The sequence below is a fragment of the Micromonospora sp. NPDC049004 genome (assembly GCF_040649315.1).
In the GTDB taxonomy this organism is placed as follows: Bacteria; Actinomycetota; Actinomycetes; order Mycobacteriales; family Micromonosporaceae; genus Micromonospora.
In genome coordinates this window covers 1-16,100 of record NZ_JBEZFG010000011.1, presented here as the reverse complement: position 1 = coordinate 16,100, position 16,100 = coordinate 1, and the positions used below count along the sequence as shown (strand labels likewise).

The window sequence follows — 16,100 nt, the reverse complement described above, 5'->3', positions numbered from 1 at the left end:
CTGACTCATGGCAGGACGACGCGCCCGTACGGGGCGGGGCTGGGATGCCAGTCCGCCTCGTACGGGCGACGCCGCCGATCCGCCGCGTCCCCGTCGGGGCCGCCGGACCGAACCGTCGGCGGACGAGCCGGCGTCCACGCCGCGCGACGAGTCCGAGGTGGCCCGCGAGATCTGCCTCCGCCAGCTCGCCGTCCGTCCGCGTACCCGCGCCGAGCTGGCCGGGGCGCTGGCCAAGCGGGGCATCTCCGAGGAGGTGTCGGCCGAGGTACTGGACCGGTACGACGAGGTCGGCATCATCGACGACGCCGCGTTCGCCCGCGCCTGGGTGTCCAGCCGGCACACCGGTCGTGGCCTGGCCCGCCGCGCGCTCGCCAACGAGCTGCGCCGCAAGGGCGTCGACGGTGAGGTGGCCACCGAGGCGCTGGGCGAGTTGGACGAGGAGACCGAGTCCGCAACCGCCCGCGCCCTCGTGGAGCGCAAGCTACGCACCGCCCGGGGTGAGCCAGACGCGGTCTTCCGCCGGCTGGTGGGCATGCTGGCCCGCAAGGGTTATCCGCCCGGCGTGGCCATCCGCGCGGTGAAGGACGCGCTCGCCGCGCAGAGCGCCGAGGCGGCCGAGTTCGCCGAGCAGATCGACGCCGACGCGCTCGCCGACGCCGAGGGCGATCTGGAGCGCGACAGCCGTCCGCTCGACTGAGTGGCGCGGTGGGTGCGGTGGGGGTGACCCGATGGTGAAAGCGTGTCTGAACGGCCAGCGCAGTCGTGCCGCCCATCCGGCCGTGCCGGTGACCCCGGCGGAGTTGGCGGCCGACGCGGCCCGCTGCGCCGCGCTGGGCGTCGCGGCCGTGCACGTCCACCCCAGGAACGCGGCCGGTGTCGAGTCACTGCACCCGACGGTGATCGCCGATGCGCTGACCGCGATCCGTGCGGCCCGACCGGGGCTGCCGGTGGGGGTGAGCACCGGGGCCTGGATCGAACCGGACCCGGCCGCCCGGGTGGCAGCCGTCCGCTCCTGGTCGGTGCTGCCCGACTTCGCCTCGGTGAACGCGCACGAGCCCGGCGCCGAGGCGGTCGCCACCGCGCTGCATGAGCGTGGCGTGCTCGTCGAGGTGGGGCTCTGGACTGTCGACGCCGTGCAGGCGTACCGGTCCTGGCGGGTGCCGGCCGGCCGGATCCTCGTCGAGTGCATGGCGCAGGAGCCGGTAGTCGCGCTTGCCGATGCGGCGCGGATCCTCGCCGCGCTGCCGCCGCCCGCGCGGACGCCCGCCGCGCCACACGGGTCGGGGTTGCCGGACGGGGTGCCGGGGTCGGCGGGGATGCCCGGCGTGCCACAGGGGTCGGGGTTGCCGGACGGGTCGCCGCCGGAGACCGCGGGGACTCCGCCTGTGCTGTTGCACGCCGAGGGTCCGGCCACCTGGGCGGTGCTCGTCGAGGCGGTCAGCCGTGGGCTGCACACCCGGATCGGGCTGGAGGACACACTCCTGTTGCCCGACGGCACAACGGCACCGGGCAACGCGGCGTTGGTCACCGCCGCGCTGGCAGCCGGCGCGAGCTGAGCCGCCGCGGATGATCGTGCTCGATCCAGGAGGTAGGGGCATCGTCGCGCCGGTGAGGCCACTACTTCCAGGATCGAGCACGATCTTGAGGCGGTTCGCGGCGTCGGGCCGACGGTGAGGCCGCCCGGCGTGGCCATCCGCGCGGTGAAGGACGGCTCGCCGCGCAGAGCGCCGAGGCGGCCGAGTGCGCCGAGCAAGATCGACGCCGACGCGCTCGCCAACGCCGAGGGCGCTCTGGAGCCCGGAAGTCGCCCGATCGAGTGAGCGGTGCGACCGCCGAACTCCGGAGGTCGGTCAGCGGGGGAAACGCAAGCTTTCCACGATCAGGTCGCAGCCCGCCCGCATCTGCGCCGCCGGCAGCACGCCGTTCCGACACATGATCATGAACTCGTCGGTGGCGTCGGGAACGACGCCGAAGACCATCACGTCGCTGACGCCGGGCATCTCATCCATGCTCGCCATCGGCTCAGGAGGGAGCTTGTAGGAGTCGAGCCGGACGGCCTTCGCGCCGTCGAGCGTGAATCGTTGGACCGCCGGATCCGAAGGCACGATGACGGGGTCGTCGACGAGGAACAGATCCATCGGTGAGCCCTCCACCGGGTTCGGCGCTGTGATCATCAGCATGACCACGTCGCCCTCGCCCCCGCCCTTCGGCGAGACCTGGGCACAGGCCGGGTCTTCCCGTGGCGGGCAGGGGCGCGTCGTCCAGCCTGCCGGCGCGGTGAAGCTCATACGCCCGTCTGCGGTGGTGGTCCGCTCACCAGGCTTGAGCGCTGGCGTGTCATCCGACCGGCTTGCGGAGTCGATGGTCGGTCGCCAGTTCGCGAAGACCACCACGGCACCGAACGACAGCGCCAACACGCCCATGAACAGGAGCAGCCTTCGCGTCATGCCTGGACGGTAGGGGACCTTCAGATGATCGACAATCCGCCAGCGGCACGGTCTGTGCTCGCGTCTGTACCACCCTGCACGCACCGAGGCGGATGATCGTGCTCGATCCAGGATGTAGGGGCATCACCGCGCCGCTGGGAGCACTACATCCAGGATCGAGCACGATCTTGAGGGCTGTGTGCGGGTCGCGTGCGATCTTGGGCCACTGCGCGGGGGTTGAGCGCGATCTTGGGGCACTGCGCGGCGGGTCGCGTCGGGATCGGGTAGGTCGAGCGAGGTTCGCGACTCTGCAGGTCACCAGTATCACCACGTCGGCGCCGGGCGGGGGGTGCCGCTACCGCTGAACAGGCACGACATCCGAATCGGGGGCGTCGGCTCGCCGCGTTTGTCCTGCCGTGTCCGACACGACATCAGCTTTGCGTGACGCTGCAACTTCTCTCCGTTCGGGGGGTTTGATCATGAGTCCTTGACCAGACCGCCCTCGGCGACCTAGCCTCGCCATACAGGCTCACATTGCCCGACCAGCGCAGGCTAAGCGCACAACATAGATCTCGTAACAGAACAGCATCACTTTGGCCGACTCCGCGGCCTTTGGCGGCAGTTCCGGACTGGCCGGTCCGGCACTCCGCGACAACTGCACCCGGTCGCCGACGATGCCCGAGGGCACCGCCGGCGGAGAGAGCTACCCACGGCCAGCCGCTCCGGTCGGGCGTCCACAGCCGCAGGAGTGTGCCTCGGGCACAGTCGCTGCGGTCTTGACGTTCAGGGGAGGCGGCCATGGCGGGGCGGCGGCACAGGTTCACCGGTAGACCCAGCGGGGTCCCGGCATGAACGCCCTCGACGTCGTGCTTCTCGCGGCCGTCCTGATCCTCGCGGTGGTCGTGGTCGGGGCGGTGCTGGTCGGCATTCGGACACTGCGTCGGATGGGCGCGGCGCCGGCCCCGGAGGATCCCGCCTTCATCGCGGAGAAGGACCGTCAGGAACAGTCCCTGGCTGCCCTGCGCAACGCCGCCGACCAGGCGAACAGCACGATCGATGTGGCCAAGTCCGCGGCCTCCGCGGCTCGTGCCGAGGCGGCGGCGGCGAAGGCCGAGGCGAAGGCGGCCCGGGCCGAGGCCCGACGGGTGCTCGACGACGCCCGTGCCGAGGCGGACACCGTGCTGGAGCGGGCGCACAAGCAGGCCGAGGCGGACGCCGAGCAGCTGCGCACGGCGGCGCGTCGCAGCGGCGAGCGGGAGGTCGCGGTGCTCGCCGCCACGACCCGGGAGCAGGCCGCCGAGGTGGAGCGCCGGGCGGCCCGGATGGACGAGCGGGAGCGGCTGCACACCGAGGAGGTGGAGCGGTTCGCCGAGCGGGAGCGGCAGCTCACCGCGGCGAGCGCCGCCCTCGCGGCTCGGGAGTCCGCGCTCGCCCAGCGCGAGACCGAGCTGGCCGAGGCCGAGGAGCTGCGCCGCCGGGAGCTGGAGCGGGTGGCCGGTCTCACCGCCGAGTCGGCGCGGCTGGAGCTGATCGACGCGATCGAGACGCAGGCCAAGCGCGAGGCGGCGCTGCTGGTGCGCGACATCGAGTCCGACGCGCGCAGCACCGCCGAGCAGCGGGCCCGACACATCGTGGTGGACGCGATCCAGCGGGTGGCCAGCGAGCAGACCGCCGAGAGCGTGGTCAGCGTCCTGCATCTGCCGGGCGACGAGATGAAGGGCCGCATCATCGGCCGGGAGGGGCGCAACATCCGCGCCTTCGAGTCGGTGACCGGGGTCAACCTGATCATCGATGACACCCCGGAAGCGGTGCTGCTCTCCTGCTTCGACCCGGTCCGCCGCGAGGTCGGCCGGCTCACGCTGGAGAAGCTGGTGCTGGACGGACGGATCCACCCGCACCGGATCGAGGAGGTCTACGATCTGGCCCGGCAGGAGGTGGAGCAGCTCTGCCTGCGCGCCGCCGAGGACGCCCTGGTCGAGGTCGGCATCACCGAGATCCACCCGGAGCTGGTCACCCTGCTGGGTCGGCTGCGCTACCGCACCTCGTACGGGCAGAACGTGCTCAAGCACTTGGTGGAGACCGCCCACATCGCCGGCATCATGGCCGCCGAGCTGCGACTGGACGTGCCCACCATCAAGCGGTCGGCGTTCCTGCACGACATCGGCAAAGCGCTCACCCACGAGGTCGAGGGCAGCCACGCCATCATCGGCGCAGACCTGGCCCGCAAGTACGGCGAGCACGAGGACGTGGTGCACGCCATCGAGGCGCACCACAACGAGGTGCCGCCGCAGACCATCGAGGCCGTGCTCACCCAGGCCTCCGACGCCTGTTCCGGCGGTCGGCCGGGCGCGCGCCGGGAGAGCCTGGAGGCGTACGTCAAGCGCCTGGAGCGGATCGAGGAGATCGCGGCCGGGAAGCTCGGCGTGGACAAGGTCTTCGCCATGCAGGCCGGCCGGGAGATCCGGGTGATGGTCAAGCCCGACGACGTGGACGACATCGGGGCGGCCGTGCTGGCCCGCGACGTGGCCAAGCAGATCGAGGAGGAGCTGACCTACCCGGGTCAGATCCGGGTCACCGTGGTCCGCGAGTCCCGGGTCACCGAGATCGCTCGCTGATCCCGAAACAGACGACGGGCGGGTGGCTGTGGCCACCCGCCCGTCACTCGTTCCGCTGGTCCCGTCAGATCATCCGGGCGGAGTCCTCGCCGACGCTCTGGGCGGGCAGCACCTTCGCCGCCGTCCGCGGAGTGCGGCCCATCCGCTTCTGCAACCACCAGGCCAGGATCGACAGGGCGCCGCAAATGGTGATGTAGACGGCCGCCACGATCAGGTACGTCGGCACGTACGGCAGTCCGAACGGCAACCGGCCGCCGATCTGCTTCCCGGCGAACAGCAGCTCGGGGTACGTGATGATGAAGCCCAGCGCGGTGTCCTTGAGCAGCACCACGAGCTGGCTGACGATCGCCGGGAGCATCGACCGGACGGCCTGCGGCAGCAGGATGAGCCGCAGCACCTGGTTCTTGCGCAGGCCGATCGCGTACGCGCCCTCGGTCTGCCCGTACGGCACCGCGTTGATGCCGGCCCGGAAGATCTCCGCGAGGACCGAGCCGTTGTACAGCATCAGCCCGATGACCAGCGCCCACAGCTTGTCGATCGACCAGCCGTACTGCAGTGGGACGTAGTAGCCGAAGAAGATCAGGATCAGCAGCGGGATCGCCCGGAACAGCTCCACCACGAAGGTCGACGGTGCGCGCAGGATCCACTTGTCGCTCAGTCGGCCGCTGGCGAAGACCGCGCCGAAGAGCAGCGCCAGGACGGCGGCGATGCCGGCCGCCTTCAGCGTCGCCCACAGGCCGCCGAGCAGTTCGCGTTGCACCGAGGAGTACTGGAACTGCTCCCACTTGCGAGCCTCGAACTGGCCGGTGTCGTAGAACTTGTAACCGATGTAGGCGAGCAGGGCGATGATGCCGACGGTGGAGGCGACGCCCAGGATCGCGTTGCGCCGCTTGGCGCGGGGCCCGGGCAGGTCGTAGAGGATCGACGCCTGGCTCAACTCAGCCACCTTCCGTTCGCCGCCGTCGGGTTTGCCGGCTCGCTCATCGGGCCACCCGCCACTTGCGTTCGAGGAACCGCTGCAGCGCCACCAGCGGCAGGATCAGGATCAGGAAGCCGATGGTGATCCAGAGCAGGACGGCGAACTGCGGCTCGCCCCGCTCGGCCATGTACGCCGGGATCGCGCCGGCTTCCAGCACCGAGAAGCCGGCGGCGATGGTGGTGTTCTTCAGCATCGCGATGAACACGCTCATCATCGGCGGGACCATCGCCCGCAACGCCTGCGGCAGCACGATGAGCGTGAGCACCTGACCGAAGGTCATGCCCAGCGCGCGGGCCGCCTCGGCCTGGCCCGCGGCGACCGTGTTGACGCCGGAGCGGATCACCTCGCAGACGAACGCCGAGGTGTAGACGGTCAGCGCGATGGCGGCGCTGGGGAAGTAGTCGATGTTGACGTCGAGCTTCGGCACCGCGAACACGAGGAACGCGAAGACGAGCGTCAGAGGGGTGTTGCGCACCAGGTTGACGTACGTGGCACCGAACGCCCGCAGGGCCGGCACGGGGGACACCCGCATCGCGCCGAGCAGCGTGCCGAGGACGAGGCTGCCGACCGCGGCGATCAGGAAAAGTTTGACGGTGTTGGTGAACCCGTCGACGAACAGTTGCCCGTTGTCCGTCAGTACGCGGAAGAACTCGCCCATGCCTCGCTCTCAGTCCTCGGACGGGCGCCGGACGGGGACGAGCCCCGCCCGGCGCCGCAACTCGTGTCGAGCCGGACGATCAGTACCGCTCGACCTTCGGCGGGGTGCCCGCCGAGCCGGACAGGCCGAGCGTGCCGTCGTAGATCTTCTGCCAGGTGCCGTTGGTGAAGGCGGCCTCGATCTGGTCGTTGACGTAGTCGCGCAGCGCCTTGTCGTCCTTCGGCAGGCCGATGCCGTACTTCTCGGTGCTGAACGGCTGGCCGACCACCTTCAGCTCGTCCGGGTTCTGCGCCGCGTAGCCCTTGAGGATGGCGTCGTCGGTGGTGACGGCGTCGACCTTCTTGTCGAGCAGCTGCGACACGCACTCCGAGTAGGTCTTGAACTCGACGATGTTGTTCGCCTCGGTCAGACCCTCGTCGCGGACCTTCTGGATCGGGGTCGAGCCGGTGGCCGAGCAGACCTTCTTGCCCTTGAGCGCGTCCTTGCCGGTGATCGCCGACTCGTCCTTGCGGACCAGCAGGTCCTGGCCGGCGACGAAGTACGGGCCGGCGAAGGAGATGTCGTTCTTGCGCTTGTCGGTGATCGAGTAGGTGCCGACGTAGTAGTCGACCTCACCACCCTTGATCGCGGTCTCCCGGTTGGCCGACGCGATCTCCTTGTACTCGATCTTCGCCGGGTCGACGCCGAGCGTGCTGGCCACGTACTGGGCGATCTCGATGTCAAAGCCGCACCGCTTGCCCTGGGCGTCCTTGTAGCCGAGGTTCGGCTGGTCGAACTTGACGCCGATGGAGACCTTGCCCGCCGCCTTGATCTTCTCGAAGGTCGGGCTGCCGGCGACGGCAGCGTCCGTCTTCGGGGTGAAGGTCGCGCCGGAGCTCTTGCAGGTGTCGGCCTGGGCGCCACCGGAGGCGTTCCCACCGGCGCTCGGCGTCGGCTCACCGTCCTTGCCGCAGGCCGCGGCGGACAGGGCGAGGGACGCCATCATGGCGACCGCCGCCACGCGCTTCATACGCATACTCTTCTCCTTCTTCAACGGAGCCCGCCGTTGTACGGCACGCTCCACTACGGACGCCTAGTGCGTGAGGATCTTGGAGAGGAAGTCCTTGGCCCGCTCACTGCGCGGGTTGGCGAAGAACTCCGCCGGGGAGGCGTCCTCGACGAGCTTGCCGTCGGCCATGAAGATGACCCGATTGGCGGCGTGCCGGGCGAAACCCATCTCGTGGGTGACCACGACCATCGTCATGCCGTCGCTGGCCAGCGAGGTCATCACGTCCAGCACCTCACCGACCATCTCCGGGTCCAGCGCGCTGGTCGGCTCGTCGAACAGCATCGCCTTGGGCTGCATGGCCAGGGCGCGGGCGATCGCTGCCCGCTGCTGCTGACCGCCGGAGAGCTGGGCGGGGAACTTGTCCGCCTGGTTGGCGATGCCGACCCGGTCGAGCAGGGCCAGGCCGCGCTCGCGGGCCACGGAGGCCTTCTCCTTGCGGACCTTGATCGGCCCGAGGGTGACGTTCTCCAGGATGGTCTTGTGAGCGAAGAGGTTGAAGGACTGGAAGACCATGCCCACCTCGCTGCGCAGCCTGGCGAGGGGCTTGCCCTCGGCCGGCAACGGCTGACCGTCGAAGGTGATGGTGCCGGAGTTGATCGGTTCCAGTCGGTTGATGGCGCGGCACAGCGTCGACTTGCCGGAGCCGGACGGGCCGATCACCACGACCACCTCGCCCCGACCCACCGACAGCGAGACGTCGTCCAGCACGTGCAGCGGCCCGAACCACTTGTTGACCGCGTCCAGCACGATGAGCGGTTCGCCCGTCGTCACGTCGTCCACCGTCCCTGTCGTCTCCCCGGATCGGGGTCGGTTGACCCCCGGTTGGGCAACTGTAGGCGGCGTGAAGTGGCGGAACGCAACTCAGTTGGTCACGGAGCGGTAACACCGGCCCCGATCGTTGTCGGGCGTCCGATTTCGGTCACCACCGGGCCGCAACTGTGGCGTCCGCGCGGGCTTGCCGAGATCATGGAGGGATGACGGAACCGGTACGGCTGACCCGTTACGCGCGCGGCGGTGGCTGCGCCTGCAAGATCCCGCCGGGCGAGCTGGAGGTCATGGTGGCTGGCCTTGGCCCGGCCACCGGCACCGCTGAGCTGCTGGTCGGCCTGGACCACGGCGACGACGCCGCGGTGGTCCGACTGGACGAGCGGACCGGCATCGTCAGCACCGCGGACTTCTTCACCCCGGTCGTCGACGACGCGTACGACTGGGGGCGCATCGCCGCGGCCAACGCGTTGTCCGACGTGTACGCGATGGGTGGCATCCCGCTGGTGGCGCTCAACCTGCTCTGCTGGCCGCGCGACGTGCTGCCGCTGGAGCTGGCGCGCGAGGTGCTGCGCGGCGGTCAGGACGTGGCCCGGGAGGCGGGCTGTCACCTGGCCGGTGGGCACAGCGTGGACGACGACGGCCCGAAGTACGGTCTCGCCGTCACCGGCACCGTCCGCCCGGAGGAACTGATCACTCTGGACGCCGGCCGCGCGGGAGTGCCGCTGTCGCTGACCAAACCGCTCGGGGTGGGCGTGCTCAACACCCGGCACAAGGCCACCGGTGAGACCTTCCCGGAGGCGGTCGCCTCGATGAGCGCGCTCAACCGGGACGCCGCCCGCGCGGCGGTCGCCGCCGGCATCCGGTGCGGCACCGACGTGACAGGCTTCGGCCTGCTCGGGCACGCGTCGAAGCTGGCCCGTGCCAGTCAGCTCACGGTGGCCATCGACACCGCCCGGGTCCCGTACCTTGCCGGTGCGCGGGAGGCGCTGCGCGACGGGTACGTCAGCGGCGGCAGCCGTCGCAACCTGGAGTGGGTCACCCCCTGGACGGATTTCGGCGCGGCGGACGAGGGTGAGCGGCTGCTGTTGGCCGACGCGCAGACCTCCGGCGGCCTGCTGGTCGCCGGTGAGCTGCCGGGGGCGCCGGTGGTGGGCGAGCTGCTGCCCCGCGGGGAGCACCTGGTCGTCCTGCGCTGACCGGCGCGGCGGAAAGGCCCGGTGGCGGTGCCGGGACACGCGGTCCCGGTGGTTCGGATGGCGCACGATAGCCGATAAACTGTCACCTTCCCGCTACTCCGAGCAATGCCGCTCAGGGAAATTTTGCCCGGAATGGTCACAGACCGGTAACTTGCCCCCGGCTGGGGTCAAATGCCCCCCACCATCGTCAGTAAGGCCCGATCCGGAGGCCGGTGGGACGAACGCAGCGAGGAGGCGGAATGACCGAGCTGTGGAACTGGAGAATCGATCGGGTACGACCCGTGGAGGTCTACCCGGCGCTGGCCGAGGCGCTCGGTCGGGTGGTGATGCCGCTGGCAGTGGCGGATCCGGCCCGACTGCCGGCGTACGCGGTGGTGTGTGACGTCTGGCAGGCGCCGGGCGAGTTCTCGACGGTGGTCGACTGCTACGGGGTGCCCGACCGGCTCTCCGAGCACGCCAGCATCGCCGCGCTGGCCCGCCTGCTGGGCCGCAACTGCCTACTGCGCGACGACACGCTCGACGCCGGTCGGCACCTGCTCGTCGCACCGGACGGGACGGTCCGCCCGGTGCACTTCGACGTCCGGGACACCGACGACGGCGAGGTGCTCAGCCGGCACCGGCTGTGCACGCTGGGTGATCCGGGTTGCCGGGGCTGGTCGCAGTGTCACCGCTCGCGCTGGGCACCCGACACCGTCGCACCGGTGCTCGCCGCAGCCTGACGCGGCACCCACCCAGCCAGGCGGGCCGGTGCCGGGGTGAGCCGGGCCGGTGCCCGGGGCGAGCCGGGCGGGCAGGTGCCGGGCCAACCCGGGCCGGTGTCGGTGCGCCGAAGTGGTCAGCCGCGCCCGGTGGCGGCGGCGGCCGGCCGGTCGGCGGCGCCCGACCCGCCACCCCGCACGACCAGCTGGTCGAGCAGGGTGCGGGTGGCCTCCGTCACGGCGGCCACCGCGGCCTCGAACGCGGCGGCGTTGTGCGCGGCGGGCGCCCGGAAGCCCGAGATCTTCCGGACGTACTGCAACGCCGCCGCCTCGATGTCCGCCTCGGTCACCTGCGGGGTGAACGGCTCCCGCAACGTCTTGATGCTTCGGCACATGTCGGGTCCTCCTCGGTTCGGGGTGATCCGGTCGACCCGGATACGCTGTCCTGGTCATGACTACCGCAGCGGCGGGCAGCCCGCGCACCTACCAGGTGCGCACCTACGGCTGCCAGATGAACGTGCACGACTCCGAGCGCATCTCCGGCCTGCTCGAACAGGCCGGCTACGTGCGCGCGCCCCAGGCCGACGACACCCCGGACATCGTCGTCTTCAACACCTGCGCGGTGCGGGAGAACGCGGACAACCGTCTCTACGGCAACCTCGGTCATCTGCGCCCCGTGAAGGACAAGCACCCGGGGATGCAGATCGCCGTCGGTGGTTGCCTGGCGCAGAAGGACCGCGGCGAGATCGTCCGCAGGGCGCCCTGGGTGGACGTCGTCTTCGGCACGCACAACATCGGTGCCCTGCCGGTGCTGCTGGAACGGGCCCGGCACAACGCCGCCGCCGAGGTGGAGATCCTGGAGTCGCTGGACGTCTTCCCGTCCACGCTGCCGACCCGCCGCGAGTCCACGTACGCCGGCTGGGTCTCGATCTCGGTGGGCTGCAACAACACCTGCACGTTCTGCATCGTGCCCTCTCTGCGCGGCAAGGAGAAGGACCGCCGTCCTGGCGACATCCTCTCCGAGGTGCGCGCACTGGTGGACGAGGGCGTGCTGGAGGTGACCCTGCTCGGGCAGAACGTCAACTCCTACGGCGTCGAGTTCGGCGACCGGTACGCGTTCGGCAAGCTGCTGCGCGCGACAGGTGAGATCGACGGCCTGGAGCGGGTCCGGTTCACCAGCCCGCACCCGAAGGACTTCACCGACGACGTGATCGCCGCGATGGCCGAGACGCCGAACGTCTGCCACTCGCTGCACATGCCGTTGCAGTCCGGCTCCGACGACGTGCTGAAGGCGATGCGCAGGTCGTACCGCTCCGAGCGGTACCTGGGGATCATCGAGAAGGTCCGCGCGGCGATGCCGGACGCGGCGATCACCACCGACATCATCGTCGGCTTCCCCGGCGAGACGGAGGCCGACTTCCAGCGCACGCTGGACGTGGTGCGCGAGGCCCGGTTCTCCTCGGCCTTCACCTTCCAGTACTCGCAGCGCCCCGGCACTCCCGCCGCGACGATGGACGGCCAGTTGCCCAAGCCTGTCGTGCAGGAGCGGTACGAGCGGCTGATCGCGGCCGTCGAGGAGATCTCCTGGGCGGAGAACAAGCGTCTGGTGGGGGAGCCCGTCGAGGTGCTGGTCGCGGTCGGCGAGGGTCGCAAGGACGAGCGGACCGGGCGGCTGTCCGGCCGGGCCCGCGACGGCCGGCTCGTCCACTTCGACGCCGGCAGTTTCGCCGGGTCGATCCGGCCCGGCGACATCGTGCACACCACCGTCACGTACGCCGCGCCGCATCACCTCAACGCGGACGGGGCGCCGCTGTCGCACCGGCGCACGCGGGCCGGCGACGCCGCCGAGGCGGGGCGCTCTCCGCGTACCCCCGGGGTGTTGTTGGGCCTGCCCACGATCGGCGCACCGGCGGTCGCGCCCGCGCCCACCGGCGGCTGCGCCGCGCACTGACCCCGGCCGGGGCCCGCCGGCACGGCGGACCCCGACCGACTCACGGTCAGACCGTGATGCGACCGGCGCCGGCGCCGGCCGTCACGACGGACTTGACGTTGCTCGCCGTGTCCAGTTGGTACGAGTACGGGATGCTGGCGACGCTGCCGCCGGTCTGCCCGGCCGGCGAGTTGACGAAGTAGTTGTTGCGGGCCACCAGGCGGCCCGGCCCGGAGTCGGCCTCACCGAGGTGGTACGTGTCGGGGACGTTCTCGAAGTAGTTGCCCTCGACGAGCACCCCGGCGTTCTCGGTGGAGGCCACGCCGTAGCCGGTGTTGGCCCGGTAGTAGTTGTTGTAGACGTGCACCGGGTTGCCAAAGCGCACCCGCGGGTTGCGCTGCTTGCTGCCGTCGAACCAGTTGTGGTGGTACGTCACGCGCAGGTGGCCGGTGTCCTGCGCGCCGTTGTCGTCGCTGTGGCCGAGCAGCATGGTCTTGTCGTGGTTGAAGACCCGGTTCCACGACACCGTGACGAAGTCCGACCCGCGCTTGATATCGACCGCGCCGTCGTACCCGTTGCTGAAGGTGTTGTGGTCGATCCAGATGTTGGTGGCCGACTCCTGCACGTTGATCGCGTCGTCGTTCCAGTCCCGGAAGGTCAGGTTCCGGATGATGACGTTGCGGTCACCGCTGACGTTGAGTCCACAGCCGACGATCGTCGCGCCGGAGTTGCCGAGGATGGTCTTGTTCGACCGGACCCGCAGCATTCCCGAGCAGGAGATGGTGCCGGAGACGCGGATGACGGCGGAGCCGGTGGCGTTCAGTGCGCTGGTCAACGCCGAGGCGTTGGAGACGGTGGTGGCCGGGGCGCCGCCACCGCCGGTGGTGCCGCCGTTCTGGGTGGCCCAGCCGACCAGGCCCGTCTGCGGCGGGACGCTCGGTGGGGGATCGCTGGGGATCGGCGGGGTGGTCGGCGGGGTGGTCGGCGTGCCCGGGGTGGTCGGGGTGGTGGTGCCACCGGTGCAGGCGACGTTGTTGAGGGTGAAGCTGGTCGGGTCCGGGTTGCTGGAGTTCCAGCTCGCGTTGAAGCCGAACGAGGTGCTGCCGTTGGTGGCCAGATTGGCGTTGTAGTCGACGTTGGTGGCGGAGACCTGGCTGCCGCTCTGGGTGACGGTGGCGCCCCACGCCTGGCTGACCTGCTGACCGGCCCCGTACGACCAGCGCAGCGTCCAGCCGGAGACCGGGTCGCCGAGGTTGGTGACGGTGACGTTGCCGGTGAATCCGCCCGGCCACTGGCTGGCGACCGAGTAGGCGACCTGGCAGCCGGCGGCCGCCTGGGCCGAGACGGCGGTCAGGAGCCCGCCGGTGACCAGGGCCGCGGTGGCTGCGGCGGTGGTGGCGAGCAGCGTCATCCGACGCTGTGGTGTGCGCATGCTGCTTCCTCTCGATGAGGCGGACGGACCGTCGCGACGCCCATGCCCGTGGGCGGCGAGGTGGCCGGGACCCACGGGGTCTCGGGTCCGCCGGTGCAGTTCGGTGAAAGCGGCTCCCGCGCTCGCGCCGACCACTACGGAGGCAAGCGCTTTCCCGATGAGAACATAGAAGGCCCTGGATGTAAATGCCCCGGGGCGGCCGACGCCCACGACGTGGACGCCGGCCACCCTCGCGACTCAGCAGCTGGCGCTGTTGAGCTTCACGGTCGCCGGGGCGCTGGCCGTGCCGTTGGCGGTGAAGCCCACGGTGACCGAGGCCCCCGCCGCCAGCGACGGCGCGTGGCTGGGCGCGGCGGCGGTGACAGTCGTGCCCGACTGGGTGACTGTGGCGTTCCAGCCACTGCCAAGCGTCACGCCGGACGGCCAACTCCAGGTGACGGTCCACGGGTTGACCGCTGCCGTACCGGTGTTCTTGACCGTCAACTCACCCTGGAAGCCGCCCTGCCAGGCGTTGACCTGCCGGTAGGTGGCCGTGCAGGCGCCCGGAGGCGCGCTCGTCGGCCCGCCGGTCGGTCCGCCTGTCGGTCCACCCGTCGGCCCGCCGGTGGGTCCGCCACCGGACGGCGCGATCAGGTACGGCTGGAGGATCGCCTGCTTGGTGGTGTTGATGTTCGTCCAGTCGTCCAACGCGATGCCGCCGGTGTCACCCGAGTTGGGGTTCCACGACCAGTAGGTGAAGGACATGCCGGTCACCCCGGTGCCGGTGTACGCCATCAACTTCTCCAGCCACACCTTGTCCTTCGGGTCGGCCAGAGTGCTGCCGAACTCGCCCATCATGATCGGCGCGATGTTCTGCTTGTACAGGTAACCCCAGTACTTGTCCCAGATGGCCGGCAGGTTCGCCGGGTAGTCGGGGGCGTCGAACCAGGTCTGCCGGTAGACCGACGTGGCGTACTCGTGCGGCGAGTAGACCAGCCGGTTGGCCACGTTCAGCCGTACCGGGAACTGGCCGGCCTTGGACAGGTTGCCGCCCCACCAGCCGCAGTCCTCGTCGTTGCTCGGGTCGTTGTCCCACACGTTGGAGAGGCCACCGCTGGGGCAGCTCACCCCCTCCACGAAGATCAACCAGTTGGGCTGGACACCGAGGATGGCGTTGCCGGCCCGCTCGGCGGCGAGCCGCCAGTCCCGCGCGGTGTCACCGCAGCCCCAGCACGCGCCGGTGGCCGCCGGGTTGGTGCCCTCGGCGTGCGGCTCGTTGTGCAGGTCCGCACCGATCACGGTGGGGTTGCCCGCGTACCGCTGGGCGAGCATCTTCCAGTCGTTGATCCACGTCGCCTCGGAGACCGTCGACGTGTACCACAGCGGCGACTGCCCGGCCGACGTCGGCCGGTGCCGGTCCAGGATGATCCGCATCCCCTTGCTGCCGGCGTAGTCGATCACCTTGTCCAGGATCTGCAACGGCGACAGCCCGATCAGGTCCGGGTTGACGAAGTCGTTGATCCCGGTGGCCGTCGCGCCCGCCTTCAGCGCGTCGTTCGAGTACGGCACCCGCAACGTGTTGTAGCCCAGCCGGGCCATCGTGTCGAGCTGCCCCCGCCACGGATTGCTCGACCAGAGCCCGTGGAAGGTCTTGTTGTCGGTCTCCATGCCGAACCAGTTGATGCCGGTCAACCGGACCGTGGCGCCGGTGCTGTCCACGATCTGACTGCCGTTCGTGTGCAGATAGCCGGTGCCGGTCCCCGCGGCGGAGGCCGGGGTGGTGCTGACGGCGGCGGCGATGAACACGCCGGCCGCGACGGTGGCGAGCGCGGTCAGCGCACCGCCGAGAGCTTTGGGACGGAACATTCGTGCTCCACTTCAAAGGCCCGGCGCCGGCCAAGGGCCGCGCGGGCGAGCTACCGTCGGCACGTCACGGCCCCTTTGGGGTACGCGGACAGTGCGCGACGGTCCATGTCACGCGGACGGGGACACTCGCGAACGCTCACCGGCCGATCCTCGACAGCGGAGCCCCGCCGTCGTCGCCCTCGTCCCGGTGGCCCTACCTGGCTCCGTCGCCCATTCTCATCAGCCCGCCTCAATGCGTCAACTGCACGGCCCGCCGCCCAGCCCACGCCCCCGCCCCCGCCCAGCCCGCCCGTGTGCGCTGCTCGGTGGCGTGCGCCGCTCGCCCGCGCACCCGCTCCGGCCGCCCGCCCCCCCCCCCCCCCCCCCCCGCCCCCCCCCCCCCCCCCCCCCCCCCCCCCCGCCCCCCCCCCCCCCCCCCCCCCCCCCCCCCCCCCCCACCAATCAAAAAAAAACCCCCCCGCGCCCAACCCCCAACCCCCCCCCACAAAAAACCCCCCCCCCCCCC

Annotated in this window: 15 protein-coding genes; 7 read left to right on the top strand and 8 right to left on the bottom strand. The window is 70.8% G+C overall.

Features of this window, described 5'->3' with window-relative positions:
- Window positions 1–7 precede the first annotated feature (7 nt).
- The 3 genes from AB0B97_RS28055 (at window position 8) to AB0B97_RS28045 (ending at window position 1,820) form a co-directional block, all read left to right on the top strand.
- A complete protein-coding gene (locus AB0B97_RS28055; RefSeq protein WP_357497854.1) occupies window positions 8–697 on the top strand; it encodes a regulatory protein RecX in 690 nt (229 codons plus the stop codon).
- A gap of 31 nt (window positions 698–728) precedes the next feature.
- On the top strand, window positions 729–1,556 hold the full coding sequence (locus tag AB0B97_RS28050) for a 3-keto-5-aminohexanoate cleavage protein (protein ID WP_357497852.1): 828 nt from the start codon (window positions 729–731) through the stop codon (window positions 1,554–1,556).
- Between the two features lie 129 nt (window positions 1,557–1,685).
- The gene (locus AB0B97_RS28045) at window positions 1,686–1,820 is read left to right on the top strand and encodes a hypothetical protein (RefSeq protein WP_357497850.1); all 135 of its coding nucleotides are present in this window, start codon (window positions 1,686–1,688) and stop codon (window positions 1,818–1,820) included.
- A 30-nt stretch (window positions 1,821–1,850) separates the two neighbouring features.
- Here the strand turns inward: AB0B97_RS28045 and AB0B97_RS28040 are convergent, their stop codons facing one another.
- Window positions 1,851–2,447: a hypothetical protein gene (locus tag AB0B97_RS28040; protein WP_357497848.1), complete on the bottom strand. Its 597-nt coding sequence runs from the start codon at window positions 2,445–2,447 to the stop codon at window positions 1,851–1,853.
- An 827-nt stretch (window positions 2,448–3,274) separates the two neighbouring features.
- On the opposite strand from AB0B97_RS28040, the gene rny reads away from it, so the two are divergent.
- Entirely contained in the window at window positions 3,275–5,041 is a 1,767-nt protein-coding gene (rny, locus tag AB0B97_RS28035) for a ribonuclease Y (protein WP_234590771.1), read from the top strand.
- 64 nt (window positions 5,042–5,105) lie between these two features.
- On the opposite strand, the gene AB0B97_RS28030 is transcribed toward rny, so the two are convergent.
- The 4 genes from AB0B97_RS28030 to AB0B97_RS28015 all read right to left on the bottom strand — a co-directional run bounded on the left by AB0B97_RS28030 (window position 5,106) and on the right by AB0B97_RS28015 (window position 8,506).
- The gene (locus AB0B97_RS28030) at window positions 5,106–5,987 is read right to left on the bottom strand and encodes an amino acid ABC transporter permease (protein ID WP_357497846.1); all 882 of its coding nucleotides are present in this window, start codon (window positions 5,985–5,987) and stop codon (window positions 5,106–5,108) included.
- Between the two features lie 34 nt (window positions 5,988–6,021).
- Window positions 6,022–6,678, bottom strand: a complete 657-nt coding sequence (locus AB0B97_RS28025; protein ID WP_234590776.1) for an amino acid ABC transporter permease — start codon at window positions 6,676–6,678, stop codon at window positions 6,022–6,024.
- Between the two features lie 79 nt (window positions 6,679–6,757).
- A complete protein-coding gene (locus tag AB0B97_RS28020; RefSeq protein WP_357497843.1) occupies window positions 6,758–7,693 on the bottom strand; it encodes a glutamate ABC transporter substrate-binding protein in 936 nt (311 codons plus the stop codon).
- Between the two features lie 57 nt (window positions 7,694–7,750).
- Window positions 7,751–8,506, bottom strand: a complete 756-nt coding sequence (locus AB0B97_RS28015) for an amino acid ABC transporter ATP-binding protein (RefSeq protein ID WP_357497840.1) — start codon at window positions 8,504–8,506, stop codon at window positions 7,751–7,753.
- 194 nt (window positions 8,507–8,700) lie between these two features.
- Here AB0B97_RS28015 and selD point away from each other — a divergent pair, with 194 nt between their 5' ends.
- Window positions 8,701–9,690, top strand: coding sequence for a selenide, water dikinase SelD (gene selD / locus AB0B97_RS28010; RefSeq protein WP_234590783.1), 990 nt, complete (start codon window positions 8,701–8,703; stop codon window positions 9,688–9,690).
- Window positions 9,691–9,929: 239 nt separating this feature from the next.
- Window positions 9,930–10,409, top strand: a complete 480-nt coding sequence (locus AB0B97_RS28005) for a hypothetical protein (RefSeq protein ID WP_234590785.1) — start codon at window positions 9,930–9,932, stop codon at window positions 10,407–10,409.
- 116 nt (window positions 10,410–10,525) lie between these two features.
- Here AB0B97_RS28005 and AB0B97_RS28000 read toward each other — a convergent pair whose 3' ends face one another.
- Window positions 10,526–10,783, bottom strand: a complete 258-nt coding sequence (locus tag AB0B97_RS28000; protein WP_234590787.1) for a DUF2277 family protein — start codon at window positions 10,781–10,783, stop codon at window positions 10,526–10,528.
- Window positions 10,784–10,839: 56 nt separating this feature from the next.
- Here AB0B97_RS28000 and miaB point away from each other — a divergent pair, with 56 nt between their 5' ends.
- The gene (gene miaB / locus AB0B97_RS27995) at window positions 10,840–12,339 is read left to right on the top strand and encodes a tRNA (N6-isopentenyl adenosine(37)-C2)-methylthiotransferase MiaB (RefSeq protein WP_357497837.1); all 1,500 of its coding nucleotides are present in this window, start codon (window positions 10,840–10,842) and stop codon (window positions 12,337–12,339) included.
- 46 nt (window positions 12,340–12,385) lie between these two features.
- Here miaB and AB0B97_RS27990 read toward each other — a convergent pair whose 3' ends face one another.
- Window positions 12,386–13,750, bottom strand: coding sequence for a cellulose binding domain-containing protein (locus AB0B97_RS27990; protein ID WP_357497835.1), 1,365 nt, complete (start codon window positions 13,748–13,750; stop codon window positions 12,386–12,388).
- A 237-nt stretch (window positions 13,751–13,987) separates the two neighbouring features.
- Window positions 13,988–15,595: a cellulase family glycosylhydrolase gene (locus tag AB0B97_RS27985; RefSeq protein WP_357497833.1), complete on the bottom strand. Its 1,608-nt coding sequence runs from the start codon at window positions 15,593–15,595 to the stop codon at window positions 13,988–13,990.
- Window positions 15,596–16,100 lie beyond the last annotated feature (505 nt).